The 22,459-nt window shown below is 66.6% G+C and carries 17 protein-coding genes; 3 read left to right on the top strand and 14 right to left on the bottom strand.

Annotated elements, in window-relative coordinates; genetic code table 11:
• Positions 1–125: 125 nt before the first annotated feature.
• From FHS47_RS03685 to FHS47_RS03630, 12 genes are all read right to left on the bottom strand, one after another.
• Positions 126–926 carry a ferritin-like domain-containing protein gene (locus FHS47_RS03685; RefSeq protein WP_167023106.1) on the bottom strand — a complete coding sequence of 267 codons (801 nt, stop codon included), beginning with the start codon at positions 924–926 and terminating at the stop codon, positions 126–128.
• A gap of 138 nt (positions 927–1,064) precedes the next feature.
• Positions 1,065–2,543, bottom strand: a complete 1,479-nt coding sequence (purF, locus tag FHS47_RS03680) for an amidophosphoribosyltransferase (protein WP_167023103.1) — start codon at positions 2,541–2,543, stop codon at positions 1,065–1,067.
• Positions 2,544–2,554: 11 nt separating this feature from the next.
• Positions 2,555–3,190 (bottom strand): CvpA family protein, encoded by a 636-nt coding sequence (locus FHS47_RS03675; RefSeq protein ID WP_167023100.1) that lies wholly within the window; start codon positions 3,188–3,190, stop codon positions 2,555–2,557.
• A 36-nt stretch (positions 3,191–3,226) separates the two neighbouring features.
• Entirely contained in the window at positions 3,227–4,276 is a 1,050-nt protein-coding gene (locus tag FHS47_RS03670) for an SPOR domain-containing protein (RefSeq protein WP_167023097.1), read from the bottom strand.
• A 40-nt stretch (positions 4,277–4,316) separates the two neighbouring features.
• Positions 4,317–5,591, bottom strand: a complete 1,275-nt coding sequence (gene folC, locus FHS47_RS03665; RefSeq protein WP_167023094.1) for a bifunctional tetrahydrofolate synthase/dihydrofolate synthase — start codon at positions 5,589–5,591, stop codon at positions 4,317–4,319.
• Positions 5,592–5,595: 4 nt separating this feature from the next.
• Positions 5,596–6,903: an adenylosuccinate synthase gene (locus FHS47_RS03660; RefSeq protein WP_167023091.1), complete on the bottom strand. Its 1,308-nt coding sequence runs from the start codon at positions 6,901–6,903 to the stop codon at positions 5,596–5,598.
• Between the two features lie 30 nt (positions 6,904–6,933).
• A complete protein-coding gene (gene hflC, locus FHS47_RS03655) occupies positions 6,934–7,803 on the bottom strand; it encodes a protease modulator HflC (protein ID WP_167023088.1) in 870 nt (289 codons plus the stop codon).
• The gene (locus FHS47_RS03650; protein WP_167023086.1) at positions 7,800–8,933 is read right to left on the bottom strand and encodes a protease modulator HflK; all 1,134 of its coding nucleotides are present in this window, start codon (positions 8,931–8,933) and stop codon (positions 7,800–7,802) included. Before FHS47_RS03650 ends, hflC begins: the two co-directional genes overlap by 4 nt.
• Positions 8,934–9,093: 160 nt before the next feature.
• Positions 9,094–10,392, bottom strand: a complete 1,299-nt coding sequence (gene hflX, locus FHS47_RS03645) for a ribosome rescue GTPase HflX (protein ID WP_167023083.1) — start codon at positions 10,390–10,392, stop codon at positions 9,094–9,096.
• A gap of 139 nt (positions 10,393–10,531) precedes the next feature.
• Entirely contained in the window at positions 10,532–10,792 is a 261-nt protein-coding gene (gene hfq, locus FHS47_RS03640; protein ID WP_167023080.1) for an RNA chaperone Hfq, read from the bottom strand.
• 110 nt (positions 10,793–10,902) lie between these two features.
• Positions 10,903–11,862, bottom strand: a complete 960-nt coding sequence (gene miaA, locus FHS47_RS03635; protein ID WP_167023077.1) for a tRNA (adenosine(37)-N6)-dimethylallyltransferase MiaA — start codon at positions 11,860–11,862, stop codon at positions 10,903–10,905.
• A gap of 378 nt (positions 11,863–12,240) precedes the next feature.
• A complete protein-coding gene (locus FHS47_RS03630) occupies positions 12,241–14,394 on the bottom strand; it encodes a S46 family peptidase (protein WP_167023074.1) in 2,154 nt (717 codons plus the stop codon).
• 204 nt (positions 14,395–14,598) lie between these two features.
• On the opposite strand from FHS47_RS03630, the gene tdh reads away from it, so the two are divergent.
• The 3 genes from tdh (at position 14,599) to kbl (ending at position 20,567) form a co-directional block, all read left to right on the top strand.
• On the top strand, positions 14,599–15,633 hold the full coding sequence (gene tdh, locus FHS47_RS03625; protein WP_208381775.1) for an L-threonine 3-dehydrogenase: 1,035 nt from the start codon (positions 14,599–14,601) through the stop codon (positions 15,631–15,633).
• Between the two features lie 76 nt (positions 15,634–15,709).
• Positions 15,710–19,291 (top strand): DUF748 domain-containing protein, encoded by a 3,582-nt coding sequence (locus tag FHS47_RS03620; protein ID WP_167023071.1) that lies wholly within the window; start codon positions 15,710–15,712, stop codon positions 19,289–19,291.
• Between the two features lie 76 nt (positions 19,292–19,367).
• Positions 19,368–20,567, top strand: coding sequence for a glycine C-acetyltransferase (gene kbl, locus FHS47_RS03615; protein WP_167023068.1), 1,200 nt, complete (start codon positions 19,368–19,370; stop codon positions 20,565–20,567).
• Positions 20,568–20,601: 34 nt separating this feature from the next.
• Here kbl and FHS47_RS03610 read toward each other — a convergent pair whose 3' ends face one another.
• Both FHS47_RS03610 and FHS47_RS03605 read right to left on the bottom strand, forming a co-directional pair.
• Positions 20,602–21,366 (bottom strand): pseudouridine synthase, encoded by a 765-nt coding sequence (locus tag FHS47_RS03610; protein WP_167023066.1) that lies wholly within the window; start codon positions 21,364–21,366, stop codon positions 20,602–20,604.
• Between the two features lie 135 nt (positions 21,367–21,501).
• The gene (locus FHS47_RS03605) at positions 21,502–22,209 is read right to left on the bottom strand and encodes a C40 family peptidase (protein WP_167023063.1); all 708 of its coding nucleotides are present in this window, start codon (positions 22,207–22,209) and stop codon (positions 21,502–21,504) included.
• Between the last annotated feature and the right edge of the window lie 250 nt (positions 22,210–22,459).

Genomic DNA, 22,459 nt, shown 5'->3' with positions numbered 1-22,459 from the left:
GGAGCCGCTTCAGCGGCGATGGGTGCTCGCGACAAGCTTGCCCGCTGCCGCGGGATCGCCGGCATAGCCGGCTCCCACAGAAATAGTCGGCTCCCAGAAAAGCTGATGCATCTACGGAAGCGTGGTCAGCCCAATGTGCCCAGCCAGTTCAATTCCGACTCGGAAAACCCCGCCTCCCGGCGCGCGTCCAGATTGAACGGCCCTCGCAGCGAGTTGTTCATGTAGTCGGCGAGCAGCTGCGCGAAGGTTTTCTCCGGATCGATACCGTCACGTGCGCAGCACCAGTGGAACCAGCGCGTTCCCGCCGCCACGTGAGCCACTTCCTCGCGAAGGATCACCTCGAGGACGGCCACCGTGCGCTCGTCGCCCTGCCGGCGCAGGCGCTCCATCATGCCGGGCGTGACGTCGAGGCCACGCGCTTCCAGCACGCGTGGCACGAGGGCCATGCGGGCCGTATCGCTGTGCGCCGTCTTCTCCGCCATTTCCCACAAGCCGTTATGCGCGTCGAAATCGCCATAGGCATGGCCCAGTTCGGCAAGGCGCCCGGACAGCATGGTGAAATGACGCGCTTCATCGTTGGCGCAGGAGGCCCAGTCGCGATAGTAGGCGTCGGGCTTGCCGCGGAAGCGATAGACGGCATCCCAGGCAAGATCGATGGCATTGAATTCGATGTGCGCGATGGCGTGTACGAGCGCCGCCCTGCCCGCTTCGGTGCCCAATCCGCGTTGCGCGAGTTCACGTGCAGGCACGAGCCGCGGCCGATCCGGCCGGCCGGGCAGACCGATGGGCAGCGGTGGGGGCGAAGACGAATCGGGCGCGAGGCTTCCGGATTCCAGCGCAGCCCACGTCTCGAACGTGAGCCGCACCTTCTCGACCGGATCGGTCGCGTCAAGGCAGCGGCGAGCGGCGGCGTGCAGATCGTTCATCGCGTCAGGCGCCATGCCACCGCTTAGGAGAGCTGTGGGAGCCGGCTATGCCGGCGATTCCGCGGCAGCGGACAACCCTGCCGCGAGCACCCATCGCCGCTGAAGCGGCTCCCACAGGGCGCGCTCCTACTACAAGCATCACGCGCTACGGCGTTCGTTCTTGGCCGCGTCCGAACGCAAGGCTTCCTGCTGCTCGAGGAAACGGGCATCGACACCCGTCACGTATTCGCCCGAGAAGCAGGACGTATCGAAATGGCGAAGGTCTTCGTTGCCGTCGGCCACCGCCCAGATGAGATCGTCGAGATCCTGGTAGATGAGCCAGTCAGCGCCGAGGGCCTTCTCCACTTCTTCGACCGTGCGCCCGGCGGCGATCAGTTCCGAGGCCGCGGGCATGTCGATGCCGTAGATGTTCGGGTACCGCACCGGCGGCGCGGCCGAGGCGAAGTAGACGTTCTTGGCGCCGGCATCGCGGGCCATCTGGATGATCTGCTTGGACGTGGTGCCACGCACGATCGAATCGTCCACGAGCAGCACGTTCTTCTTGCGGAACTCGAGATCGATGGCGTTGAGCTTGCGGCGCACCGATTTCACGCGTTCGCCCTGCCCCGGCATGATGAAGGTGCGGCCGATGTAGCGGTTCTTCACCAGGCCTTCGCGCATCGGCACACCCAGCGCCTGCGCCAGCGAACTGGCCGCCGTGCGGGACGTGTCCGGAATGGGAATGACCGCATCGATGCCGTGGTCGGGGCCGCGCTCGCGCAGGATCTTCTCGGCCAGTTTTTCGCCCATGCGCAGGCGCGCCTTGTACACCGAGACGTCCTCGATCATCGAATCGGGCCGGGCGAGATACACGTATTCGAAGATGCACGGCGCATGCACCGCGCCGTCGGCGCAATGCTGCGCGAACAGCTCGCCGCCCTCGGTGATGACGACCGCCTCGCCCGGCGCAACGTCGCGCAGGCGCTTGAAGCCCAGCACGTCGAGCGCCACGGATTCGGAGGCGACCGCGTACTCGCGGCCCTCCGCGGTCACGCGCTCGCCCAGCACCAGCGGGCGGATGCCGTTCGGGTCGCGGAAGGCAATGAGTCCGTAACCCAGCACCAGCGCGATGCACGCATAACCGCCGCGGGCGCGCGCATGCACGCGCGACACGGCCTTGAAGACATGTTCGTGCGTCAGGTTGCCGCGATCTTCCACCTGCAGCTCGTGCGCCAGCACATTGAGCAGGACCTCGGAATCGGAATCGGTGTCGATGTGGCGACGGTCGTCTTCGAACATCTCCTTGCGCAGCACCTCGGTGTTCACGAGGTTGCCGTTATGCGCGAAGGCGATGCCGTAGGGGGAGTTCACATAGAACGGCTGGGCCTCCTCGGTGCCTTCCGAACCCGCCGTGGGGTAGCGGCAATGACCGATGCCGATGCGCCCGCGCAGCTTGCTCACGCCGGCCGAGTTGAAGACGTCGCGGACCAGCCCGTTGCCCTTGTGCAGGCGCAGGCGCGCGCCCTCCACGGTGGCGATGCCGGCGGCATCCTGCCCGCGATGTTGCAGGACGGTCAGGCCGTCATACAGGGCCGATGCCACTTCCGTGGTACCGACGATGCCGATGATTCCGCACATGGTCTTGCCTTCTACGAAGAGGCCGCCGTGGTCGCGGCGGCAGGGTGAACGTTCTGTTCTTGCGTGGGCTGCGCAGGCGTCGTGAGGCCGCGCAGTTTCATCAATTCTTCCCGACTGGGCAACTTCACGTCCGGCAGTTTCATGTCCTTCAGCGCCGCCGGCGGATGCATGTACTCGCGCAGGTTCGCCGGCACCTGCTGGCCGAGCCATGCGGCCGGCGCGGCGAACTGCGGCAGCATCGCGGACTCACGCCACAGGGGCTCGTTCGGGAGGCCCGTGAAGCCGAGCAGGAACACCACGCCACTGACGATGAGTACTCCACGCGCCAGACCGAACAGCATGCCAAGCAGGCGATCTACACCGCCCAGCCCCGTACTGGAGACCAGGCGCGAGATCAGGAACCGCAGCACGGCGCCCACCAGGAGTACCGTGATGAAACAAAGCCCGTAGCCGATCGCGTAGCGCGCCGTGGGCAACGACACGCTGGCCTCGAAATAGCGCGCCACCGCGGGGCCGAACAGCCAGGCCAGCCAGAAAGCGGCCAGCCAGATCACGAGCGAAAGCACTTCCGAGATGAGGCCTCGTGCCAGACCGATCAAGACGGAGATGAACAGCACGGCGAGGATCACGTAATCGGCCCAGTTCACTCGGTGCTCCTCGGTGTTCCGGCGACAGGCGGCGCGTCAGGGCGCCGTGACGACGACGCCGTCCAGACCCACCTTGGCCTTGATCTGGTCCTTGAGGCGCACCGCGTCGTCCCGTTGTGTCTGCGGACCGGCACGCACGCGCCAGAGCTTCGCGCCGCTGGCCGAGGCCACGCTGTCGACGTAACCGGGAATGCCCGCGCCGCGCAGCCTGTCGCGCAGGCGCGTGGCGTCCGCCTCGCTGCTCACCGCCGCCACCTGAACCGCGAAGCCGCCCGCGCGCGGCGCCGCTGCCGGGGCTGGGGCCGTCGGGGCGGCCGTCGCGGCAGGTGCCTTGGTCGCGGCGGGACGCGCCGGAGCCGGCGCGTCGGCGGTCTGGGTCTCGGGCTTGGAGGTCAGCGTGGCGGGAGCCCCTGGTGCGGCAGCCACGATCTTCAGCCGGGCGGCTTCCGCGGCGGCACGGGTTTCGAAGGGACCCGCGCTGACCCGGGTCAGCGCCTTGCCGGCCTGGTTGGTGGCGGCGGTGCTCACGGGGTAGCCGAGGGCTTTCACCTTCTGCACGAGGGCATCTGCCTTGGCACGGTCGGCGTAGGCGCTGAGGTTGATGCTGTAGCTGCCACGGGCCGCCGTGCCGGGCGGCAGGGCCGGGGCCGGCGCGGGTGCGGCCGCAGCGGGCGTTGCCGGGGCCGGCGTCGGGGTGGCAGCGGGCTTGGTGGCGGCGGGGTGCGCGGCGGTGGGGGCCGTGCCGGCGAAGTCCTCGGGCAAGGCGTCGGCGGGCTTGCGCGAGGCGATGTCCACCGAAGCCAGTCGGCTGCCGCTACCCGGCGTTACAGTGGCGGCCGGCGCGGACGCTGGCGCCGCGGGCTGCTGCACAGCCGGAGCCGCGGCAGGAGCCGCGCCGGTTGGGGGCGTGCCGGCAGGGCCCACGTCGAGCGTGCGGCTCTGCAGTTCGCGGTCGGGCGCCGGCGGGATGGCAAGGCTGACGGTCTGGTCCGTGTCGGTCTTCGGCGGCGTGCTGGAGAAGAACATCGGCACGATCAGCACCAACAGAGCGATCAGGACAGCGGCACCCAGCAGGCGTGTTTTCAAGGAAGGCTCCATACGACCGGCGCAATGCGAATCGCGGCGATTATACCCGGCAATGGGTGAGGGCCGCGCTCGCAACGAAAAAGGAACCGAACAGCAGCACGGTGTCGTCGTCGGCCGCCATGTCGCGCGCGACAGCCCAGGCCTCGGCGACGCCGGGATAGGCCGAGGCTGCCGTGTCGGGCAGAACCTCGGCGAACGTGGATGACAACGCTTCCGCGGAAAGCCCGCGTGGGGTGTCGCGATCTAGACCGGCGAGGAACCAGCGATCGACGCCCGGGGCCATGGCCTGGATGACACCGGCCACGTCCTTGTCCGCGAGCGCCCCGTAGACGGCGAACACACGGCCGTGGGCCGGCTGCGCAGCCAGCCACGCCGCGAGGGCGCGGGCCGCCTGCGGATTGTGGCCCACATCGACCAACGTGCGCGGGCGCTCGGCGATGCGCTGCAGGCGGCCGGGAACGTGAACGGCCGACAGGGCCGAACGAATGGCGTCCGGCGACACGTGGAGTCGATTGCCGAGCGAATGAATGGCGGCGATGGCCGTCGCGGCGTTTGCCAGCTGAACTGGCGCCGCGAGAGCCGGCACGGGAAGCTCGAACGATGTGCCATCGCGATGCTCCCACCGCCACGTGTCCACCGTAGGAGCGCGCCCTACGGTGTAGGTTTCGCCCGCCTGGATGATCGTGGCACCGATGCCGCGCAATGCGTCCAGCAACCCCTGCGGTGGCGCGAGTTCGCCGACGATGACCGGCCGCCCTGCCCTCGCGATGCCTGCCTTTTCGCGGCCGATGCTGTCACGGTCGCTGCCCAGCCAATCCTGGTGGTCGAGGTCGACGGTGGTCACGACCGCGACGTCGGCGTCGACGATGTTGACCGCGTCGAGGCGTCCACCCAGGCCCACCTCGAGGATGGCCACATCCAGCGACGCGCGCGCCATGAGGTCCAGCGCCGCCAGGGTGCCGAACTCGAAGTAGGTCTGTGGAATGTCGCCGCGGGCGGCCTCGATGCGCTCGAACGACGCCACGAGCGCCTCGTCGGTGGCATCGAGGCCATCGATCCTGATCCGCTCGTTATAGCGAAGCAGGTGGGGGGAGGTGTAACAGCCCGTGCGGTAACCCGCGGCGCGCAGCATCCCTTCGAGGAGCGCCACGGTGGACCCTTTGCCGTTGGTGCCGCCCACCGTGATGACGATGGGCGCGGGGCGCGGGGCGCCCATGGCTTCCCACACGGCGCGCACCCGCTCGAGCCCCAGCTCGATGTCGCGCGGGTGCGTGCGCTCCTGATACGCGAGCCACTCGCCGAGCGTGCGGCTCATCGGATCAGCAGTTGCCTTCGTCGCCGAACGGGTCGTCGAGCACGATCGTGTCATCGCGGTCGGCACCGGTGGCCACGAGCGCGAGCTTGCATCCCGACAGTTCCTCGACCGCGCGCAGATACGCACGGGCGGCAGGCGGGAGCTTGTTCCAATCGCGAATGCCCGCGGTGGACTCCTCCCAACCCGGGAACTCAAGGTAGACCGGCTTGCACTCGGCCCAGCCGTCCGCATCGAGCGGGGCCAGTTCGCGGCGCTTGCCGCGGTATTCGTAAGCGATGCAGACCTTGATGCTTTCCAGGCCGTCGAGCACGTCGAGCTTGGTGATGGCGAGACCGTCGATGCCGTTGATCTGCACTGCGCGCTTCAGCGCCACGAGGTCGATCCAACCGCAGCGGCGCGGGCGGCCGGTGCTGGCGCCGAACTCGTTGCCCTTCTTGCGCAACAGTTCGCCCATCTCGTCGTTGAGCTCGGTGGGGAACGGACCGCCGCCGACGCGCGTGGCGTAGGCCTTGCAGATGCCCAGCACGTAGTCGATGTCGCGCGCGCCCACGCCCGTGCCGGCCAGCGCACCGCCCACCGTGGTGTTCGACGAGGTGACGTACGGATAGGTGCCGTGATCGATGTCGAGCAGCGCGCCCTGCGCGCCTTCATAAAGAATGTTGCCGCCGTCGCGGCGGACGTCGTGCAGGATGGTGGCGACGTCGTCGACCATCGGGCGCAGGTATTCGCCCCAGGTCAGGGCTTCGTCGAGCACGGTCTTGTAGTCCACCGGCTCGGCCTTCAGCCACTGCGTGAGCACGAAGTTGTGGTACTCCACGGCGGCCTTCACCTTCTCGGGCAGCTCGTGCGGGTACATGAGGTCGGCCACGCGAATGGAACGGCGGGCCACCTTGTCCTCGTACGCCGGGCCGATACCGCGCCCCGTGGTGCCGATGGCCTTCGCGCCGGACGCGACCTCGCGAGCCTTATCCACGGCGATGTGGTACGGCATGATCAGCGGCGTGGCCGGCGAGATCTTCAGGCGCGGACGCACGTCGACACCCTGCGCTTCCAGTTCCGCGATCTCGCTCATCAGCGCCGCGGGGGACAGCACCACGCCGTTGCCGATGAGGCACAGCGCGTCGTCGCGCAGGATGCCCGAGGGAATGAGGTGGAGAACCGTCTTCTTGCCCTTGATCACCAGCGTGTGGCCGGCATTGTGGCCGCCCTGGAAGCGGGCGACCGCCCCCACGCGCTCGGTGAGGAGGTCGACGATCTTGCCCTTGCCCTCGTCGCCCCATTGCGCGCCGAGAATGACGACTGACTTACCCATTGTTGTATCTCTGTCGATGAGGATGTGGTGTTAGCGCTGGCGGCCGGGGCCGTCGTTGAGATAGCGCAGGAATTCGGAATCGGGCTTCAGCACGAACGTGCCCTTGCCGTCGGCGAAGGCCTTCCGGTAAGCCGCGAGGCTGCGATAGAACGCGAAGAACTCGGGGTCCTGGCTGTAGGCCTGGGCGTAGATGGCGGCCGCCTGGGCGTCGCCGTCGCCCTTGACCTTCGTGGCCTCGCGATTGGCGTCGGCCAGCAGCACCAGCTTCTGGCGATCGGCATCGGCGCGGATCTTCTCGGCGAGCTCCTGGCCCGTGTAGCGCAGTTCGTTCGCAAGCTGCAGGCGCTCGGCGCGCATGCGCTTGTAGACGGAGCCGCTGACTTCGTCGGGCAGGTCGATGCGCTTGATGCGCACGTCGACAACCGAAATGCCGAGGTTCTTGCGGGCAATGCCGTCGGTCTGCTGGCGCACGCGCTCGGTGATGTCCTTCCGGCCACCGGCGATGAGCTCTTCGAGAGGACGCGCATTGAATTCATAGCGCAGCGCGTCCTTCACGATGGGACTGAGGCGTTGCTTGGCCTGCACCTGGTCGCCGGACGTGGCACGGTAATAGGCCGCGTTGTCGGCGATGCGCCACTTCACGTAGAAGTCGACGTTGACGCTTTTCTTTTCCAGCGTGAAGTAGCGCTCGGGCTCGGCGTCGAGACCGAGGATGCGGTTGTCGAAGCGCATCACCTGCTGGACCACGGGCACCTTGAAATGCAGGCCCGGGGCGTAGTCGGCGCGCACGATGCGACCGAACTGCAGCAACAACGCGTTCTCGCCTTCCTTCACGACGAAGACGCTGTTGAACCCGAGAAGGACCAGGAGCGCGACGATGAGGCCGGTAACGAGTTTCACTGGGCGCTCCCCTGCGAGGTATTCGGGTTGGCATCGGTCGTGGCGGATTGCACCACGGTACCGACACCCGGCACGTTGCGCACGGCGCCGTTGTTGGACTCCACGGGCAACTGGATGATGTTCTTGCCGTTGCTGCCGTCGACCACCTTCGGATTGCCGGCCATCACCTCTTCCACCGTTTCCAGCCACAGGCGGCGGCGCGTGACTTCCGGAGCGGCACGGTATTCCTTGAGCAGAAGATTGAAGCGTTCCGCGTCGCCGTTCGCGCGGGCGATGCGCTCCACGCGCTCCGCCTCCGCCTCGGCCGAGATGCGCGCCGCGTCGCCGCGAGCCACCGGAACCACCTGGCTTTCGTAGGCGCGGGCCTTGTTTTCTTCGCTCTGTTTGTCTTCGCGCGCCGCGTTCACGTCGTCGAAGGCGTCCTTCACTTCCTTCGGCGGCGAGACGTTCTGGAAGCTGACGCCGGTGACGAGGATGCCCGCGTCGTACTTGTCGAGCGTGTCCTGGAGGATGTCGCGGGACTGCTGCTGCAGGGTTTCCTTGGCCGCTGGCGCCACGCCGGCGACAGGCGCCTGCGTCGGGGCCGGCGTGTCGTCGCCCGGCGTGGTCAGGATGTTGTCCATGACGTTCGCGCCGACCACGGAGCGCACCGCGGCCTCGGCGGCGTTGTGCACGGTGTCCTCTTCACGGTCGGCATTCGAATAAAGGAACTTGCGCGCGTCCGACACCTGATACTGCACGTTGAAGTTGATCTCGATGATGTTCTCGTCGCGCGTGAGCATGGACACACTGTCCGAGACGGAACGGACCTGGGTGGTCTCCACCTTGGTGACGGTTTCCACCGGGCTCGGCGCCTTGAGGTGGAAGCCAGGAGGAAGGATGCGCGAGAACTGGCCGAAACGGAGCACCACGCCTACCTGCCGGGCGTCGATCACGGTGTAGCTGGACACCAGTAGCCAGGCCACCACGAATACCAGCGCCACGGCCAGGATGCCGCCGCTACCTGCGCCGAAACGGCCGAAACGAGCCTTCAGGCTCTTCAGCACACCGTCGATGTCGGGCTTTCGCCCGTTCGACCGGTTGCGATTCCAGGGGTCCTTCTGGCCGTTGCCGGGTTCGTTCCAAGCCATGGGCGGCAGTCTCCTTCGGGGACCGGAGTGTGGGTGGCTTCAGAGCCTGGGGCAGACCCGCGACGGCGGAAGAGACGTCAGGCGCGCGAACACCCTTCGCCGCGCCGATGGGGCACGCAAACGCTACGAATTCTACCAGATGGTTGCGCTCTACGCGCCCCTACGCGGGGGGATCGATCAGGTCGCGCAACGGTCTGGCATGGTCGCCGTCGCTCAGCAGGGGGGCCAGCACCGAACGCGGCGCGTCGATATCGAGGTGCCAGCCGTGCTCGTCCACGGCTTCGCCGGCAATGGCGCCGACGGCCTTGAGGCGCGCATGCAGACGCCCAGCAGTGAGAGGAAGCTCAAGGGCGGCGCGGACGCGGTCACCGCCCAGGAGTTCGCCGAGCGCCTCGCGAAGCCCCTCCAGCCCCGCGCCGGTCGCGGCGGAGAGCCACACCTGGCGCGGCTTGCCGTCGTCGCCCCGATCGACGCGGGGTGGCGTGTCCACGAGGTCGATCTTGTTCATGACCGACAACTGGGGCACGTCGCCTGCGCCGATTTCCTCGAGCACCGAGTTCACCACGCGGCCCAGGAGCTCGCGCTCCTCGTCCGCGGCATCGCTCACGTGGATCAGGAGGTCGGCGTCGCGCGCCTCGGCCAGCGTCGCCCGGAAGGCGGCCACGAGGTCGTGGGGGAGTTCGCGGATGAAGCCGACGGTATCGGCCACGACCGCCGGCCCGCAGGCGAGCCCGTCGATCTTGCGCACCGTCGGGTCCAACGTGGCGAACAACTGGTCCGCGGCATAGACGCCGCCGGTGGTCAGCACATTGAACAGGGTCGATTTGCCCGCGTTGGTGTATCCGACCAGGGCCACGCGGGGCACGGTATTGCGTAGACGCGCCCGGCGTTGCTGGTCGCGCTGCACGCCGACCTTTTCCAGCCGCTTGGTCAGCATCTTCACCCGTTCGGCCAGCAGGCGGCGGTCGGTTTCCAGCTGGGTTTCGCCCGGGCCGCGGTTGCCGATGGCACCGCCGCGCTGGGCGTCCAGGTGGGTCCAGCCCCGCACGAGCCGCGTGGCAAGGTGCTTCAGCTGCGCCAGCTCCACCTCGAGCTTGCCTTCGTGGGAACGGGCGCGCTGGGCGAAGATGTCGAGGATCAGGCCGGCACGGTCGACGACGCGCGCCTTCAGGTGCTTTTCGAGGTTGCGCTCCTGCACCGGACTCAGTACGTGGTCCACCAGCACCAGGTCGGCCTCGAGCGCACGGACTGCCTCCGCCACTTCGTCGGCCTTGCCGCTGCCGATGTAGAAACGGGGATTGGGCGCTTCCACCCGCGCCGGGATGCTGGCCAGGATCTCGGCCCCGGCCGAGGAAACCAGTTCGGCGAACTCTTCGCCACGACGCACCGCGTCGCCTTCGCCGCGAGAATGCGGCAATACCAGCACGGCGCGATCGCCTTTCTTTTGTCTATCGAACACTTAGACGGAAAACCTCTGATGGGGGAGTGAACCGTAAAGAGTGAACCGTGAACCGTAAAAGCCAGGCATCGAGCCTACCCCTACGGTTCACTGTTCACGGTTTGCGGTTCACTTGATATGGGATTCCGCCGAAGGCCCCTCAACCCTCGCCGTCGCCGGAAGCGGCATCCCCGTGATTCTCGTGGCCGCCCACACGCACGTTCCGGCTCGGCACGACGGTCGAGATGGCGTGCTTGTAGACCATCTGGCTCACCTGGTTGCGCAGCAGGACCACGAACTGGTCGAACGACTCGATGGTGCCTTGCAGCTTGATGCCGTTCACCAGGTAAATGGCGACGGGAACGCGCTCGCGGCGCAGTGCGTTCAGAAATGGATCCTGCAACGATTGCCCTTTGGACATTCTTCTTCTCCCCTACGCTACTCATGCGGGTCCGGGTAAAAAAACGCCATACGGCGCCCCGGCCCAAGTGCCCGGAATCTTAACTGCTTTTAAATGCCCGCTGGAAGCCGCTACCGTGACGGCCTCGGCATTCCAACGAACTGCTCCACCGCACGTCCGGCCTCGGGCAACGGATCCCCCCGGTCCGGGTCGAATGTGCGGGCGTCCAGTTCGCCCCGCAGCCAGGTGATCTGGCGCTTGGCGAGTTGACGAGTGGCATAGATACCACGGTTGCGGAACTCCGTGGCATCGTAATCGCCTGCCAGATGCTCCCATGCCTGCCGGTAGCCCACCGCACGGATGGCCGGAAGGTCGGGATGCAGGTCGCCGCGGGCGCGGAGGGCGCGCACCTCATCCAGAAACCCCGCGTCCAGCATGGCATCGAAGCGCCGGGCGATGCGCTCGTGCAGTGCGCCCCGGTCCGCCGGCAGCAAGGCGAGCTTCAACACCCGCCAGGGGAAACGCACCGTGGCTCCCCCTTGCTGAAGTTCGCTGAGCGGGCGCCCGGTCAGTGCCATCACCTCCAGTGCGCGCTGGATCCGCTGCGCGTCGCCGGGGCGTATTCGCGCACCGGCCGCCGGATCGAGTGCCGCCATGCGTGCGTGCATGGCCTCCCAGCCGATGGCGGAAGCCTCCGCGGAGAGTTTCGCGCGCATGGCGGCGTCCGCTTCCGGCAGATCGGACAGGCCGTATTGCAGGGCGCGGAAGTACAGGCCGGTGCCGCCAACGAGCAGCGGCACCCTGCCCTTCGCCGTGATGCGCTCCATCGCGGCCATCGCGTCGTCCCTGAACTCCGCGGCGGAATACGCATGGGCAGGATCGCGGATATCGACGAGCGCGTGCGGATAGCGCGCCAGCATCGCCGGGTCCGGCTTGGCCGAACCGATGTCGAGCCCGCGATAGACGAGCGCCGAATCGACACTCACCAGGTCGACCGGAAAGCGATCGGCCAGCGCACAGGCAAGCGCCGTCTTGCCCGAGGCGGTAGGACCCATCAGGAAGATGGCGAGGGGACGGGTGTCGATGCTCATGCGGCCGCAAGGTTACGGCGGTGGACACGCGTTGACCAGCGCAACGCAAGTGCATGTCGCGCAAGGCCGGAACGAAGTTGTCCACATGCTTATGCAGCGCGTATCCACACAGGCTGTGGATATCGTCCACGCACGGCGCGCGCGGCCGCCCTGGTCACTTCGTAAGCAACACGACGCAAGTGCGCGTCGTGCAAGGCCGAAACGGAGTTGTCCACATGCTTATGCAGCGCGTATCCACATCGGCTGTGGATATCGCGCGGGCGATGGCGCCGTTTTGATCAGCGCAACGCAAGTGCGCGTCGCGCAACGCCGGAACCGACTTGTCCACATGCTTATGCAGCGGGTATCCACACAGGCTGTGGATATCCGCACGACGCCTCAATGACGTGGCACGCCAAGTTCGCGGAGCAATGCCGGCGACGGGTACACCTTGTCGATGAGCCAACGCATGTAGCGCATGTCCACGTGGATGGCGCGCTTGTAACGCGGGTCGTACATCCAGCTGGCGCTCACCGCTTCCCAGTTGCTGTCGAAATTCAGCCCCACCAGTTCACCCTTCGCGTTGAGCACCGGCGAGCCGGAATTGCCGCCGGTGGTGTCCAGGTTGCTGAGGAAGTCCACCGGCATGGCGCCCGTCTTCGGATCGGCGTAGCCGACGAAGTCGCCCTTGCGGATGGCGTCCAGCAACGGCTTCGGTGCGTCGAACGGCTCCTTGCCGGTGTTCTTCTCGACGATACCGGCCACCGTGGTGAGCGGCGCATAGGTGACCGCGTCGCGCGCCGCCAGCGGCGTGACCTTGCCGTAGCTCACGCGCAGGGTGGAGTTCGCATCGGGGTACACCGCCTTGCCCTGTTTCTCGCGATAGGCGATGAGCGCCTGCATGTAGGCGGGGCGCAGGCGCAACAGGTCGCCCTCGCGCGACTTGCGCTCGTCCTCGATGCGCAGCAGCGCCGGACGCAGCGTACGCGCCGCCACCAGCAACGGATCCTTGCTGGCGGCGACCTCGGCCGGCGATGCCTCGAAGAGACGCGTACGCTCGGCTTCGGCACCGAAACCGGTGCCCGCGTAGATGCGGTCGAGCGCCGCGGCCAGTTCGGCCGGCGTGCGGCCGAATACCTTGTCGACCTCGGGCAGCCGCGCCGCATCGGGCAACTGCTGGTAGCGCTGCATCATCGACGTGACGAGTGCCTTTTCGACCGTGGGATCGTAGCGGCGCTGGATCTGCTTCAGCTGACTGCGGATGAGTTCCTCATCGCGCTTCTGGTACCCGGTCTCGCGCTGCGCGTCGGGTTTGGGTCGTTCGATCGCAAGGCGATCCACGGCAAGCGCGCCCTTCAGCAACTGGGTCTGCGTCGACAGGAGACCCACGAGAAGATCGCGCTCGCGCACATCCTTGCCGCGGGCGATGAGCGCCATGACGGCGTCGATGTCCGGCTGCAACGCCTTGCTTTCGGGTTGGCCCGCCAGCCAGGCGAGCATGGCCGCCTCGTCTTCGCGCCGTACGGCGACGGCATCGCTGCGCTGGAGGCCTTCCAGTTCGCCACTGAAGCGCTTGATGCCGTTCTTCAACGACTGCAATTGGGCGGCGTACCGGATGCCCGCTTCCTTGTCGCTCTTGCCCTTGGCCTCGATCACGTCCTGCAATGCCTTGAGGACCGCGACCGACGTGGGCAGGCGCCACTCCACCTGATCCGCGAACTCGGCCGCCGTACGGTGGCGGTAGGTGATGCCCGGATAACCGGCCAGCATCACGAAGTCGCCCTCGGCCACGCCCTCGGTGGCGAGCTTGAGGTGCGACGGCGGACGGTATGGCTTGTTGTCCGGCGAGTAGTCGGCCGGTTCGCCATTCGGCCCCACGTAGGCCCGCAGGATGGTGAAATCCCCCGCGTGGCGGGGCCACATGAAATTGTCGATCTCGTCGCCGTAGTTTCCGATGGCCCGGGGCGGCGCGTACACGAGGCGGATGTCGCGCAGTTCGAGCTGCTTCACGAGATAGAAGTCGCGCCCGTAGAACATCGTGGCGACGCTGCACTTGTACCCCTTCTCGCCTTCGCATTCCGCGACCAGCGCCTTGCTGGCGGCATCCACGGCGTCGAAATAGGCCCGACCCGTCTTGCCCCTGGCGGCGGACAGGATCCGGTCGGTCACCTTGTCGAAGCCGACGGTGACGCGAAGACGGTAGTCCGGGTTGGCCGGCAGTTCGCCGGCGCGGTCTGCCGCCACGTAGCCGTCCGCGATCAGGTCGCGGCCGGGCTTCGAGTTGTACTGGATGACGCCGAACGCCACGTGGTGGTTGGTGACGACGAGACCTTCCTCCGAGACGAAGGAGCCGGTGCCGCCGCCGATGCGCACCACGGCATTCAGGGGCGCCCGGGTGAGGTCGGCGAGGTCTTTGGGGTCGCCGCGGAAACCCGCACCCTTGAGATTCTTCGCAATCCCAGGAAGCTGCGACGGCAGCCACATGCCTTCGTCGGCATTCGCGTCCAGCGCCAGCGCCATGGCGGCCCCCAGCATCATCGAGCGGATTCGCATGTTCGTTGTCCCTGTCGCCATCCGGCAGAAAGAAAACCGCCCCCGACCATAGGGCCCGCCGCCACGGCTGGCAATGGCGTTTCGACGGGCGCCCGCCCCGGAGGAGCCAGGGGCCCGGCCTTTCGCGCCCAGGGCCGCTTCCCACTTATAATGAGCAATTCGGTCCGCGCCGCGGACCTTCCCCGCACGGAACCCAAGAACCCCATGCAGCAGACGATGAAGGCGCTGGTGAAGCGCAATCCCGAGCAAGGCATCTGGATGGAAGAAGTGCCGGTGCCGCAGGTCGGCCCGAACGAAGTCCTGATCAAGATCGAGAAAACCGCCATCTGCGGCACCGATCTGCACATCTACAAGTGGGACGAATGGTCCCAGCGCACCATCAAGCCCGGCCTGACCATCGGCCACGAATTCGTGGGCCGCATTGCCGAGATCGGCCCCGGCGTCACCGGCTACAAGGTCGGCGACCGCGTATCCGCCGAGGGCCACATCGTGTGCGGCCACTGCCGCAACTGTCGTGCGGGACGCCAGCACCTTTGCCCGAACACGATTGGCATCGGCGTGAACCGCAACGGCGCCTTCGCCGAATACATGACCATGCCGGCCTCGAACCTGTGGCCGATCCCGGACCAGATTCCGTCCGAGCTGGCCGCGTTCTTCGATCCCTACGGCAATGCCGCGCATTGCGCGCTGGAATTCGACCTGATCGGCGAAGACGTGCTCATCACCGGTGCCGGCCCCATCGGCATCATTGCCGCCGGCATCGCCAAGCACGTGGGCGCGCGCAATGTCGTGGTCACCGACGTCAACGACTACCGCCTCAAGCTGGCGGCCGACATGGGCGCCACGCGTGTCGTCAACGTCGCCAACCAGTCGCTCAAGGACGTGGTGAAAGACCTGCACATCGAGGGCTTCGACGTGGGCCTGGAAATGAGCGGCAACCCGCGCGCCTTCGGCGACATGCTGGAGTGCATGTACCACGGCGGCAAGATCGCCATGCTCGGCATCATGCCGCGCGGCGCCGGCATCGACTGGGACAAGGTGATCTTCAAGGGCCTCACCCTGCAGGGCATCTACGGCCGGCGCATGTACGAAACCTGGTACAAGATGACCCAGATGGTGCTCACGGGCTTCCCGTTGCAGAAGGTGCTCACGCACCAGATCGCCATCGACGACTTCCAGAAGGGTTTCGACCTGATGGACGCCGGCCATTGCGGAAAGGTCGTCTGCTCCTGGACGTGATCCACGTCGCCTGATCCGACCTCCGACAGGTTTCCCCGGCGAGTACACTGCGCCGGGGAACTAAGGAGTCGGAAGTATGGAAACACGCAGGATCAAGGGGAAGGTCTACCTGGACAAGGGGCGTGAGCGCGCCCTCGTCCTTTATCGATCGCGCCGGGCCCGGCGGATCGTCGCGGCCGCCGCAATCGCCCTGGTCGTTTTTGGCCTGCTGGGTTTCCTGGCCGCCCCGCCCCTCATTCGCAACCAGATGGAAACGCGCGCCAGCGTGGCGCTCGGGCGGCCTGTGACGGTCGAGGGGCTTTCCTTCAACCCGTTCACGCTGAAGCTCACCATCGAAGGCCTGCACGTCCGCGAGGCGGACGGCAAGGCACCGTTCGTCGATGTCGACAGGCTCGTCGCCGACGCGTCCTGGGCTTCGCTCTTCCGGGCCGCGCCGATCCTGGATGCGCTCGAGCTCGACAAACCCACGATCCGGCTGCGGCGGACCGCGCCACAGCGATTCAATGTCTCCGACATCGTCGAACGCCTCGGGTCGGGGCCGGCCGAACCCGGCAAAGGCCCGCCGCGTTTCGCGCTCACCAACATCGCCATCCACGGCGGACAGGTCGACTTCGACGATCGGGTACTGGATGCCACGCATCGCGTGGACCACATCGAACTGGGCCTGCCCTTCATCGCCAACCTGCCGAGCGCGACGGATATCTACGTGCGCCCGCTGCTTGCCATGAACGTGGACGGCAGCCCCCTGCGGGTGGAAGGCCAGAGCAAGCCGTTCGCCGACAACCGGGAATCGCTGGCGACCTTCCGGCTCGACCACCTCGATCTTCCCCGCTATCTCGGATTCGTACCCGCTCCCATGCCGGTGGCCATGCCAAGCGGCAAGCTGTCGGGGCTGCTCGACCTGCGCTTCGCCATGACCGACTCGCAGCCCCGGGTGATCCTGAGCGGGCGCCTTACCGTGGACGACCTCAAGGTGACCGACAAGAGCGGTGGCCCGTTGCTCGAACTCGGACACGGCGACGCCGAACTCACCGCGCTCGAACCGCTGACATCCCGCTATCGCCTGGGCAAGGTCGCCCTCGACCGCCTCGGCGTCCGCTATGCGCGCCTTCCTGGCGGCCGCAGCAATGTCGATGCGCTCACGGGCGGGCCGTCGGCACCCGAACCGGCCGACACAAAACCCACGGACGTTCGCATCGACACACTGGTTCTGAACGACTCGCGCATCGACTACGCGGACCTAGCGGCCCCTTCACCGGCGCACCTGCTGCTCGAAGGCGTGCATGGCGAGATGCACGGCCTCAGCACGGTAAAAGCGCCGGTGGCGAACCTTGTCCTCGGCGCACGCATGGCCGGCGGCGAAGTAGCCACCAAGGGAAAGCTCGATCTTCCCGCCAGCCGCTACACGGGCACGCTGTCGCTGGCGGATGTCTCGCTTCCGGCACTCGTACCGCTGGCACCGCCTCCGATCGACGCCGACATCGCGGCGGGCAATCTCGGAGCGAACGGCGAGTTGACGCTCGACTGGCACGAAGCGGCGACCGTGCGCGTCACCAATGCCAAGGCACATGTCGACGGCTTCCGCCTCGTCCCGCGACACGACAAGGCGGCGCCCGTCACCTGGACGTCGATGAAGGCTGCCCTGACCTTGGTCGATCTCGCGAGCAGCGAAGCGCGCCTCGACAGCCTCGTTCTCGACGGGCTCTCGCTCGACCTGCGCCGTCTCGCGGACGGCAACCTCGACCTGTCGCGCATCGTGCAGTCGTCGCCTGCACCCAGAACAGCGACGACGTCACCCTCATGGCGATGGAGCATCGGCCATGTCGGACTGGGCGACGGCAGCGTGACCCTGCGCGACGCCAAGGCCGGTGCCAGGCGCGACGGTATCGAACTGCAGGCCACGGCGTTCGCGGTCGACGGCCTGTCCGACGACATGAAGAAGCCCGTGAAGCTCGATCTGAAGGGCGCTCTGGGCAAGGGCGCGTTTTCCGTCACGGGCACGCTGAGGCCGCAGCCCCTCGACGCGCAGCTGGTCGTAACCACCCGCCAATTGAACGTGGCACCGCTGCAATCGCTGATCACCGTGCCATTGAACGTTCGCATCGCCAGCGGATTGCTGAGCATGAATGGCCAGGTTCGTTACACCGACCGCGGCACGGCTCCCGCACAGATCGCCTACCGCGGCGACGCCACGCTGGGCCGCGTGCGGGTTCTCGACAAGGTCACCGACGCCGACTTCCTGCGCTGGAGTTCGCTCAGCGCATCCGGCATGACGATTCGCCTCGGCGAGGAAGTGCCCCATGTCGATATCCGCGGACTGGCGATGGACGACTTCTATGCTCGCGTCATCGTCAACGCGAACGGACGGCTGAACCTGCAGGACGTGGTCGCAGGCCCCGAGGCGCCGGCTGCGGTGTCGGTGACGGAGGTGCGCACCGCCCCCGCACCGGTCGCCACCGGCGCGCCGCCACCGGCAGGCCCCCCGGCGGATATCCGGATCGGACAGATCACGCTGAGCAGGGGCCGTCTCAATTACACCGACAACTTCATCAAGCCCAACTACACCGCGGACGTGACCCAGCTCACGGGCAAGATCGGCGCCTTCGGAAGCCTTGGCGGCACCGCGCCAGCGGAACTGACGCTCGAAGGCCAGTTGGACAACGACGCGCCCGTCGATATTCGTGGCTCGATCAACCCCCTGACCCCTGTCGCATTCCTCGATGTGACGGCCAAGGCGCAGGGCATCCAACTCGCCAACCTCTCGCCCTACTCCGGCAAGTACGCCGGCTATCCGATCACGAAGGGACGCCTGAACGTCGATGTGCATTACCTGCTCGACCAGCGCAAGCTGACCGCCGACAACCACATCTTCATCGATCAACTCACCTTCGGCGATCGCATGGAGGGACCCGGCATCAGCCATCTTCCCGTGAAGCTTGCCGTGGCCTTGCTCAAGGACAGCGAGGGACGTATCGACGTGCACGTGCCGGTCTCTGGCTCGCTGGACGATCCGCAATTCAGCGTGGCCGGCCTCGTGTGGCGCGCCATCGGCAACCTTATCGTGAAAGCGGCCACCTCGCCGTTCCGCCTCCTGGCCTCCATCGGAGGCCAGGGCGGGCGCGAAGACCTGGGCTATGTCGAGTTCGCGCCCGGTTCCGCCGTGCTCGACGACGCCGGACAAACCAAGCTGGCGGACATCGTGAAAGTGCTGGCCGCCAAGCCGTCCATCAGCCTGGACATCGTGGGCCGCGTCGACCCGGCTCAGGACGAGAGCGGGTTGCGCACCGTGATGGTGGACGACCTCATCCGCGAGGAACGGGCGAATGCGGGCGACGACGATGGCACGCCGCTCACCGACGAGAAGCGTGAGAAATATCTCGCGCGTGCCTACCGCCATGCCTCGTTTCCCAAGCCGAAGAACCTGCTCGGGCTGAACAAATCGCTTCCGCCCGACGACATGCGTTCGCTGATGGAAAGCAACATGCCGGTGGATGCCGATGCCCTGCGCCACCTGGCCGAGCGGCGGGCGAGCGCGGTGCAACAATGGCTCAAGGGAAAAGTGGACGGGAACCGCGTCTTCGTGGTCGCCCCGAAGACGGACGCCAAGGGCATCGACGACGGCGGCAAGACGACGCGCGTGGATTTCGGCCTGCACTGAGACGAGGGCCCGAGGTTTTCTCATCGGGCCAAAGGCCTCACAATCGGAGTTCTCCTACGTTCCGGAACTCCCGACCATGTCTTATCCCGGCCAGACCCGTTTCGCCAGCGAGCTCGAATCCATCCGCGAGCAGGGCCTGTTCAAGAACGAACGGGTCATCGTCTCGCCGCAGTCGGCGGAGATCGAACTGGAAGGAGGCCGCAAGGTCCTCAATTTCTGCGCCAACAACTACCTCGGTCTGGCCGACCACCCTGACGTGATCCAGGCAGCCAAGGACGCCCTGGACACGCACGGCTTCGGCATGGCCAGCGTGCGCTTCATCTGCGGCACGCAGGACCTGCACAAGGCGCTGGAGCGGCAGATCGCCGACTTCTTCGGCACCGAGGACACGATCCTCTACGCCGCCTGCTTCGACGCCAACGGTGGTCTTTTCGAGCCGCTGCTGGGCGAGGAAGACGCCGTGATCTCCGACGCGCTGAACCACGCTTCGATCATCGACGGCATCCGCCTGTGCAAGGCCAAGCGCTTCCGTTATGCCAACTGCGACATGGCCGACCTGGAGGCCCAACTCCAGGCGGCCGATGCGGCGGGCGCGCGCACCAAGCTCATCACCACCGACGGCGCGTTCTCGATGGACGGTTTCGTCGCCCCGCTCGACCAGATCACCGCCCTGGCACGCAAATACGGCGCGCTGGTGCACATTGATGAATGCCACTGCACCGGCTTCCTCGGCGATACCGGCCGCGGCTCCGCCGAATTGCACGGCGTGATGGACAAGATCGACATCTTCACCGGCACCCTGGGCAAGGCCCTCGGCGGCGCCCTCGGCGGCTTCACCACGGGCCGCCGCGAAGTCATCGAGATGCTGCGCCAGCGCTCGCGCCCGTACCTGTTCTCCAATTCGCTCCCGCCCCATGTGGTGGCCGCGGGCATCAAGGTGTTCGACATGCTGGCGGCGGCAGGCGACCTGCGCGAGAAGGTGAAGGAAAACACCCGTTACTTCCGCGAGAAGATGACCGAAGCCGGCTTCGACATCCGTCCCGGCCAGCACCCGATCGTGCCGGTGATGATCTACGACGCCAAGCAGGCCCAGGCCATGGCATCGGAGTTGCTCGAGGAAGGCATCTACGTCACCGGCTTCTTCTTCCCGGTGGTGCCGCAGGGCAAGGCACGCATCCGCACGCAGATGAGCGCGGCGCACACGCGGGAGCACCTGGATCGCGCCATCGCCGCGTTTACCAAGGTGGGCAGGAAGCTCGGCATCCTGAAGGACTGATCTCCCCCGGCCTTCCGGCTGGCTGTGGGAAGCGTCAGCGGCGACGCAGGGCCGCGACTTCGGAGGCTTCCAGATGCCGCCACTGGCCCTTCGGCAACTCGCCGAGGGCCAGATCGCCGATGGCGACGCGCACGAGTCGCAGCACATCGAAACCGAGCGCCGCAAGCAGCCGTCGGATATGCCGGTTGCGGCCCTCGTCGAGAGAGACCTCCAGCCACGCGTTCCTTTCGCCCTGGCGCAGCAATGAAACCGCCGTGGCACGCAACGATTCGCCCGCGTCCAACACCCCGCCAAGCATCGCGACGACCGTGGCCTCGTCAGGCTTGCCCGCCACCTGCACGTGGTAGGTCTTCGGCACATGGGTGGCGGGATCGGTGATGCCCGCCGCCCATACCGTGTCGTTGCTCAACAGCAGGAGGCCCTCGCTCGCCTTGTCGAGCCTTCCTACGGGACCGAGCCACGGCAACCCGGCATCCTGCAGCAACGAATACACCGTGTCGCGACCGTGCTCGTCCGCAGCGGACACAACGACACCGCGCGGCTTGTTCATGGCGACATAGACGGGAGCCGCAGCCTCCACCGCGCCGCCATCGATGTCGATGCGCTCGTGTCCGGCGATGGGCCATTCCGGATCGCGCACCTGGCGCCCATTCACTCGCACGCGTCCTTCGCGCACCAGGCGTTCGCCCTGGCTGCGGGAACAGAGGCCGCGCTTCGACAGCACGCGTGCCAGACCGTGCACGGGGGCGGATGGGCGGTGCGACGTCCGCGACGGCGGAAAATGGGGACGACGGGGCATGCGGGAAAGCATAACGGATTCCCCCACGCCGACCTGGCCTCACGCTTCCGATCGATATCCGACCTGTCGGGGCGGCCCATAAAAAAACGGCATGCCGTAGCATGCCGTTTCGGAAATATACGTTGAAGGGTTCCGTCAGATCTTGGCGATGCCTTCGGGGCGCTTGGCGCCGGCGAAGTGCTTGGACCAGTAAGCCTCATTGAGGCTGTCGACGCGGACGGTCTTGCCGGCCGACGGCGAATGGATGAACTGGCCGTTGTCGATGTAGATGCCCACGTGGGAAATGGCCTTGCCACGGGTGCGGAAGAACACGAGGTCGCCCGTCTTCATTTCGCTGCGCTTGACCTTCAGGCCGGCGAGGAACTGACTAGCCGAATTGGTCGGGAGGTCGAGGCCGATGCTGTGCTGGAACACGTAGCGGACGAAGCCGCTGCAGTCGAAACCGGTGGAGGGCTTGCGGCCGCCGCGGTGGTAACGGATGTCGCGGAGCTTCATGGCGAAGGCGAGGAGCGCCTCGCGGGCGTGGCCGTCGACGTGACCTGCCAGACGGGCCGTGGCCGCGGCAACGAGGCTGTCCCCGTCGTCGTCGCCGTCATCGGAGAGGGCGACGTCGTCCCCTGCCTTGGCAGATTCGTCGACCTTGGGAGCAGAGAGGGAGGAAAAGTCCGGTACGGTGGACTGAGCCAGCGCCGTAGCGGGTGCGAACACGGGCAGGTCGGTGAGGAGCAGCGTTGCCGACTGGTCAAGGGCCTGTGGAGCGGAGACGGTGTCGGCGATGGCGGGTGTAACGGAAGCGATACAGCAGGTGGCTAACGCGAGAGCGGTCAGTCGCTTTAAATGCATGAGCGAAAAGGCCTATTCATCGTGGAGTTAAGCCGCCGTGAAGGTGAGACGACCGTGAACGAGCAGTGAAGTTACCAAACCCCCTACGCCTTGTTGTTGGCATAAAGTTAAAAAAAGCCATTCCTAGGAAAGATTCAGACCAGTCGTATGAAATTACGGCCTGAACGGCGAAAACCTGAACAGGTTTAGGCACTTGCCTTCACATACGTGACGAGGAAAACGGAAGGTACGCGACCGCGAACGTAAAGAA

This window comes from Luteibacter sp. SG786 (genome assembly GCF_011759605.1).
In the GTDB taxonomy this organism is placed as follows: domain Bacteria; phylum Pseudomonadota; class Gammaproteobacteria; order Xanthomonadales; family Rhodanobacteraceae; genus Luteibacter.
The sequence above is the reverse complement of the archived record's forward strand: the minus strand, read 5'-3'. Positions and strand labels throughout refer to the sequence as shown.

Bases quoted from the DNA above. Each gene is read 5' to 3' on its own strand.
- FHS47_RS03685 (WP_167023106.1), bottom strand. From the start codon at position 926: ATGAACGATCTGCACGCCGCCGCTCGCCGCTGCCTTGACGCGACCGAT.
- purF (WP_167023103.1), bottom strand. From the start codon at position 2,543: ATGTGCGGAATCATCGGCATCGTCGGTACCACGGAAGTGGCATCGGCC.
- folC (WP_167023094.1), bottom strand. From the start codon at position 5,591: ATGAGCCGCACGCTCGGCGAGTGGCTCGCGTATCAGGAGCGCACGCAC.
- FHS47_RS03660 (WP_167023091.1), bottom strand. From the start codon at position 6,903: ATGGGTAAGTCAGTCGTCATTCTCGGCGCGCAATGGGGCGACGAGGGC.
- FHS47_RS03650 (WP_167023086.1), bottom strand. From the start codon at position 8,933: ATGGCTTGGAACGAACCCGGCAACGGCCAGAAGGACCCCTGGAATCGC.
- hfq (WP_167023080.1), bottom strand. From the start codon at position 10,792: ATGTCCAAAGGGCAATCGTTGCAGGATCCATTTCTGAACGCACTGCGC.
- miaA (WP_167023077.1), bottom strand. From the start codon at position 11,862: ATGAGCATCGACACCCGTCCCCTCGCCATCTTCCTGATGGGTCCTACC.
- FHS47_RS03630 (WP_167023074.1), bottom strand. From the start codon at position 14,394: ATGCGAATCCGCTCGATGATGCTGGGGGCCGCCATGGCGCTGGCGCTG.
- tdh (WP_208381775.1), top strand. From the start codon at position 14,599: ATGCAGCAGACGATGAAGGCGCTGGTGAAGCGCAATCCCGAGCAAGGC.
- FHS47_RS03620 (WP_167023071.1), top strand. From the start codon at position 15,710: ATGGAAACACGCAGGATCAAGGGGAAGGTCTACCTGGACAAGGGGCGT.
- kbl (WP_167023068.1), top strand. From the start codon at position 19,368: ATGTCTTATCCCGGCCAGACCCGTTTCGCCAGCGAGCTCGAATCCATC.
- FHS47_RS03610 (WP_167023066.1), bottom strand. From the start codon at position 21,366: ATGCCCCGTCGTCCCCATTTTCCGCCGTCGCGGACGTCGCACCGCCCA.
- FHS47_RS03605 (WP_167023063.1), bottom strand. From the start codon at position 22,209: ATGCATTTAAAGCGACTGACCGCTCTCGCGTTAGCCACCTGCTGTATC.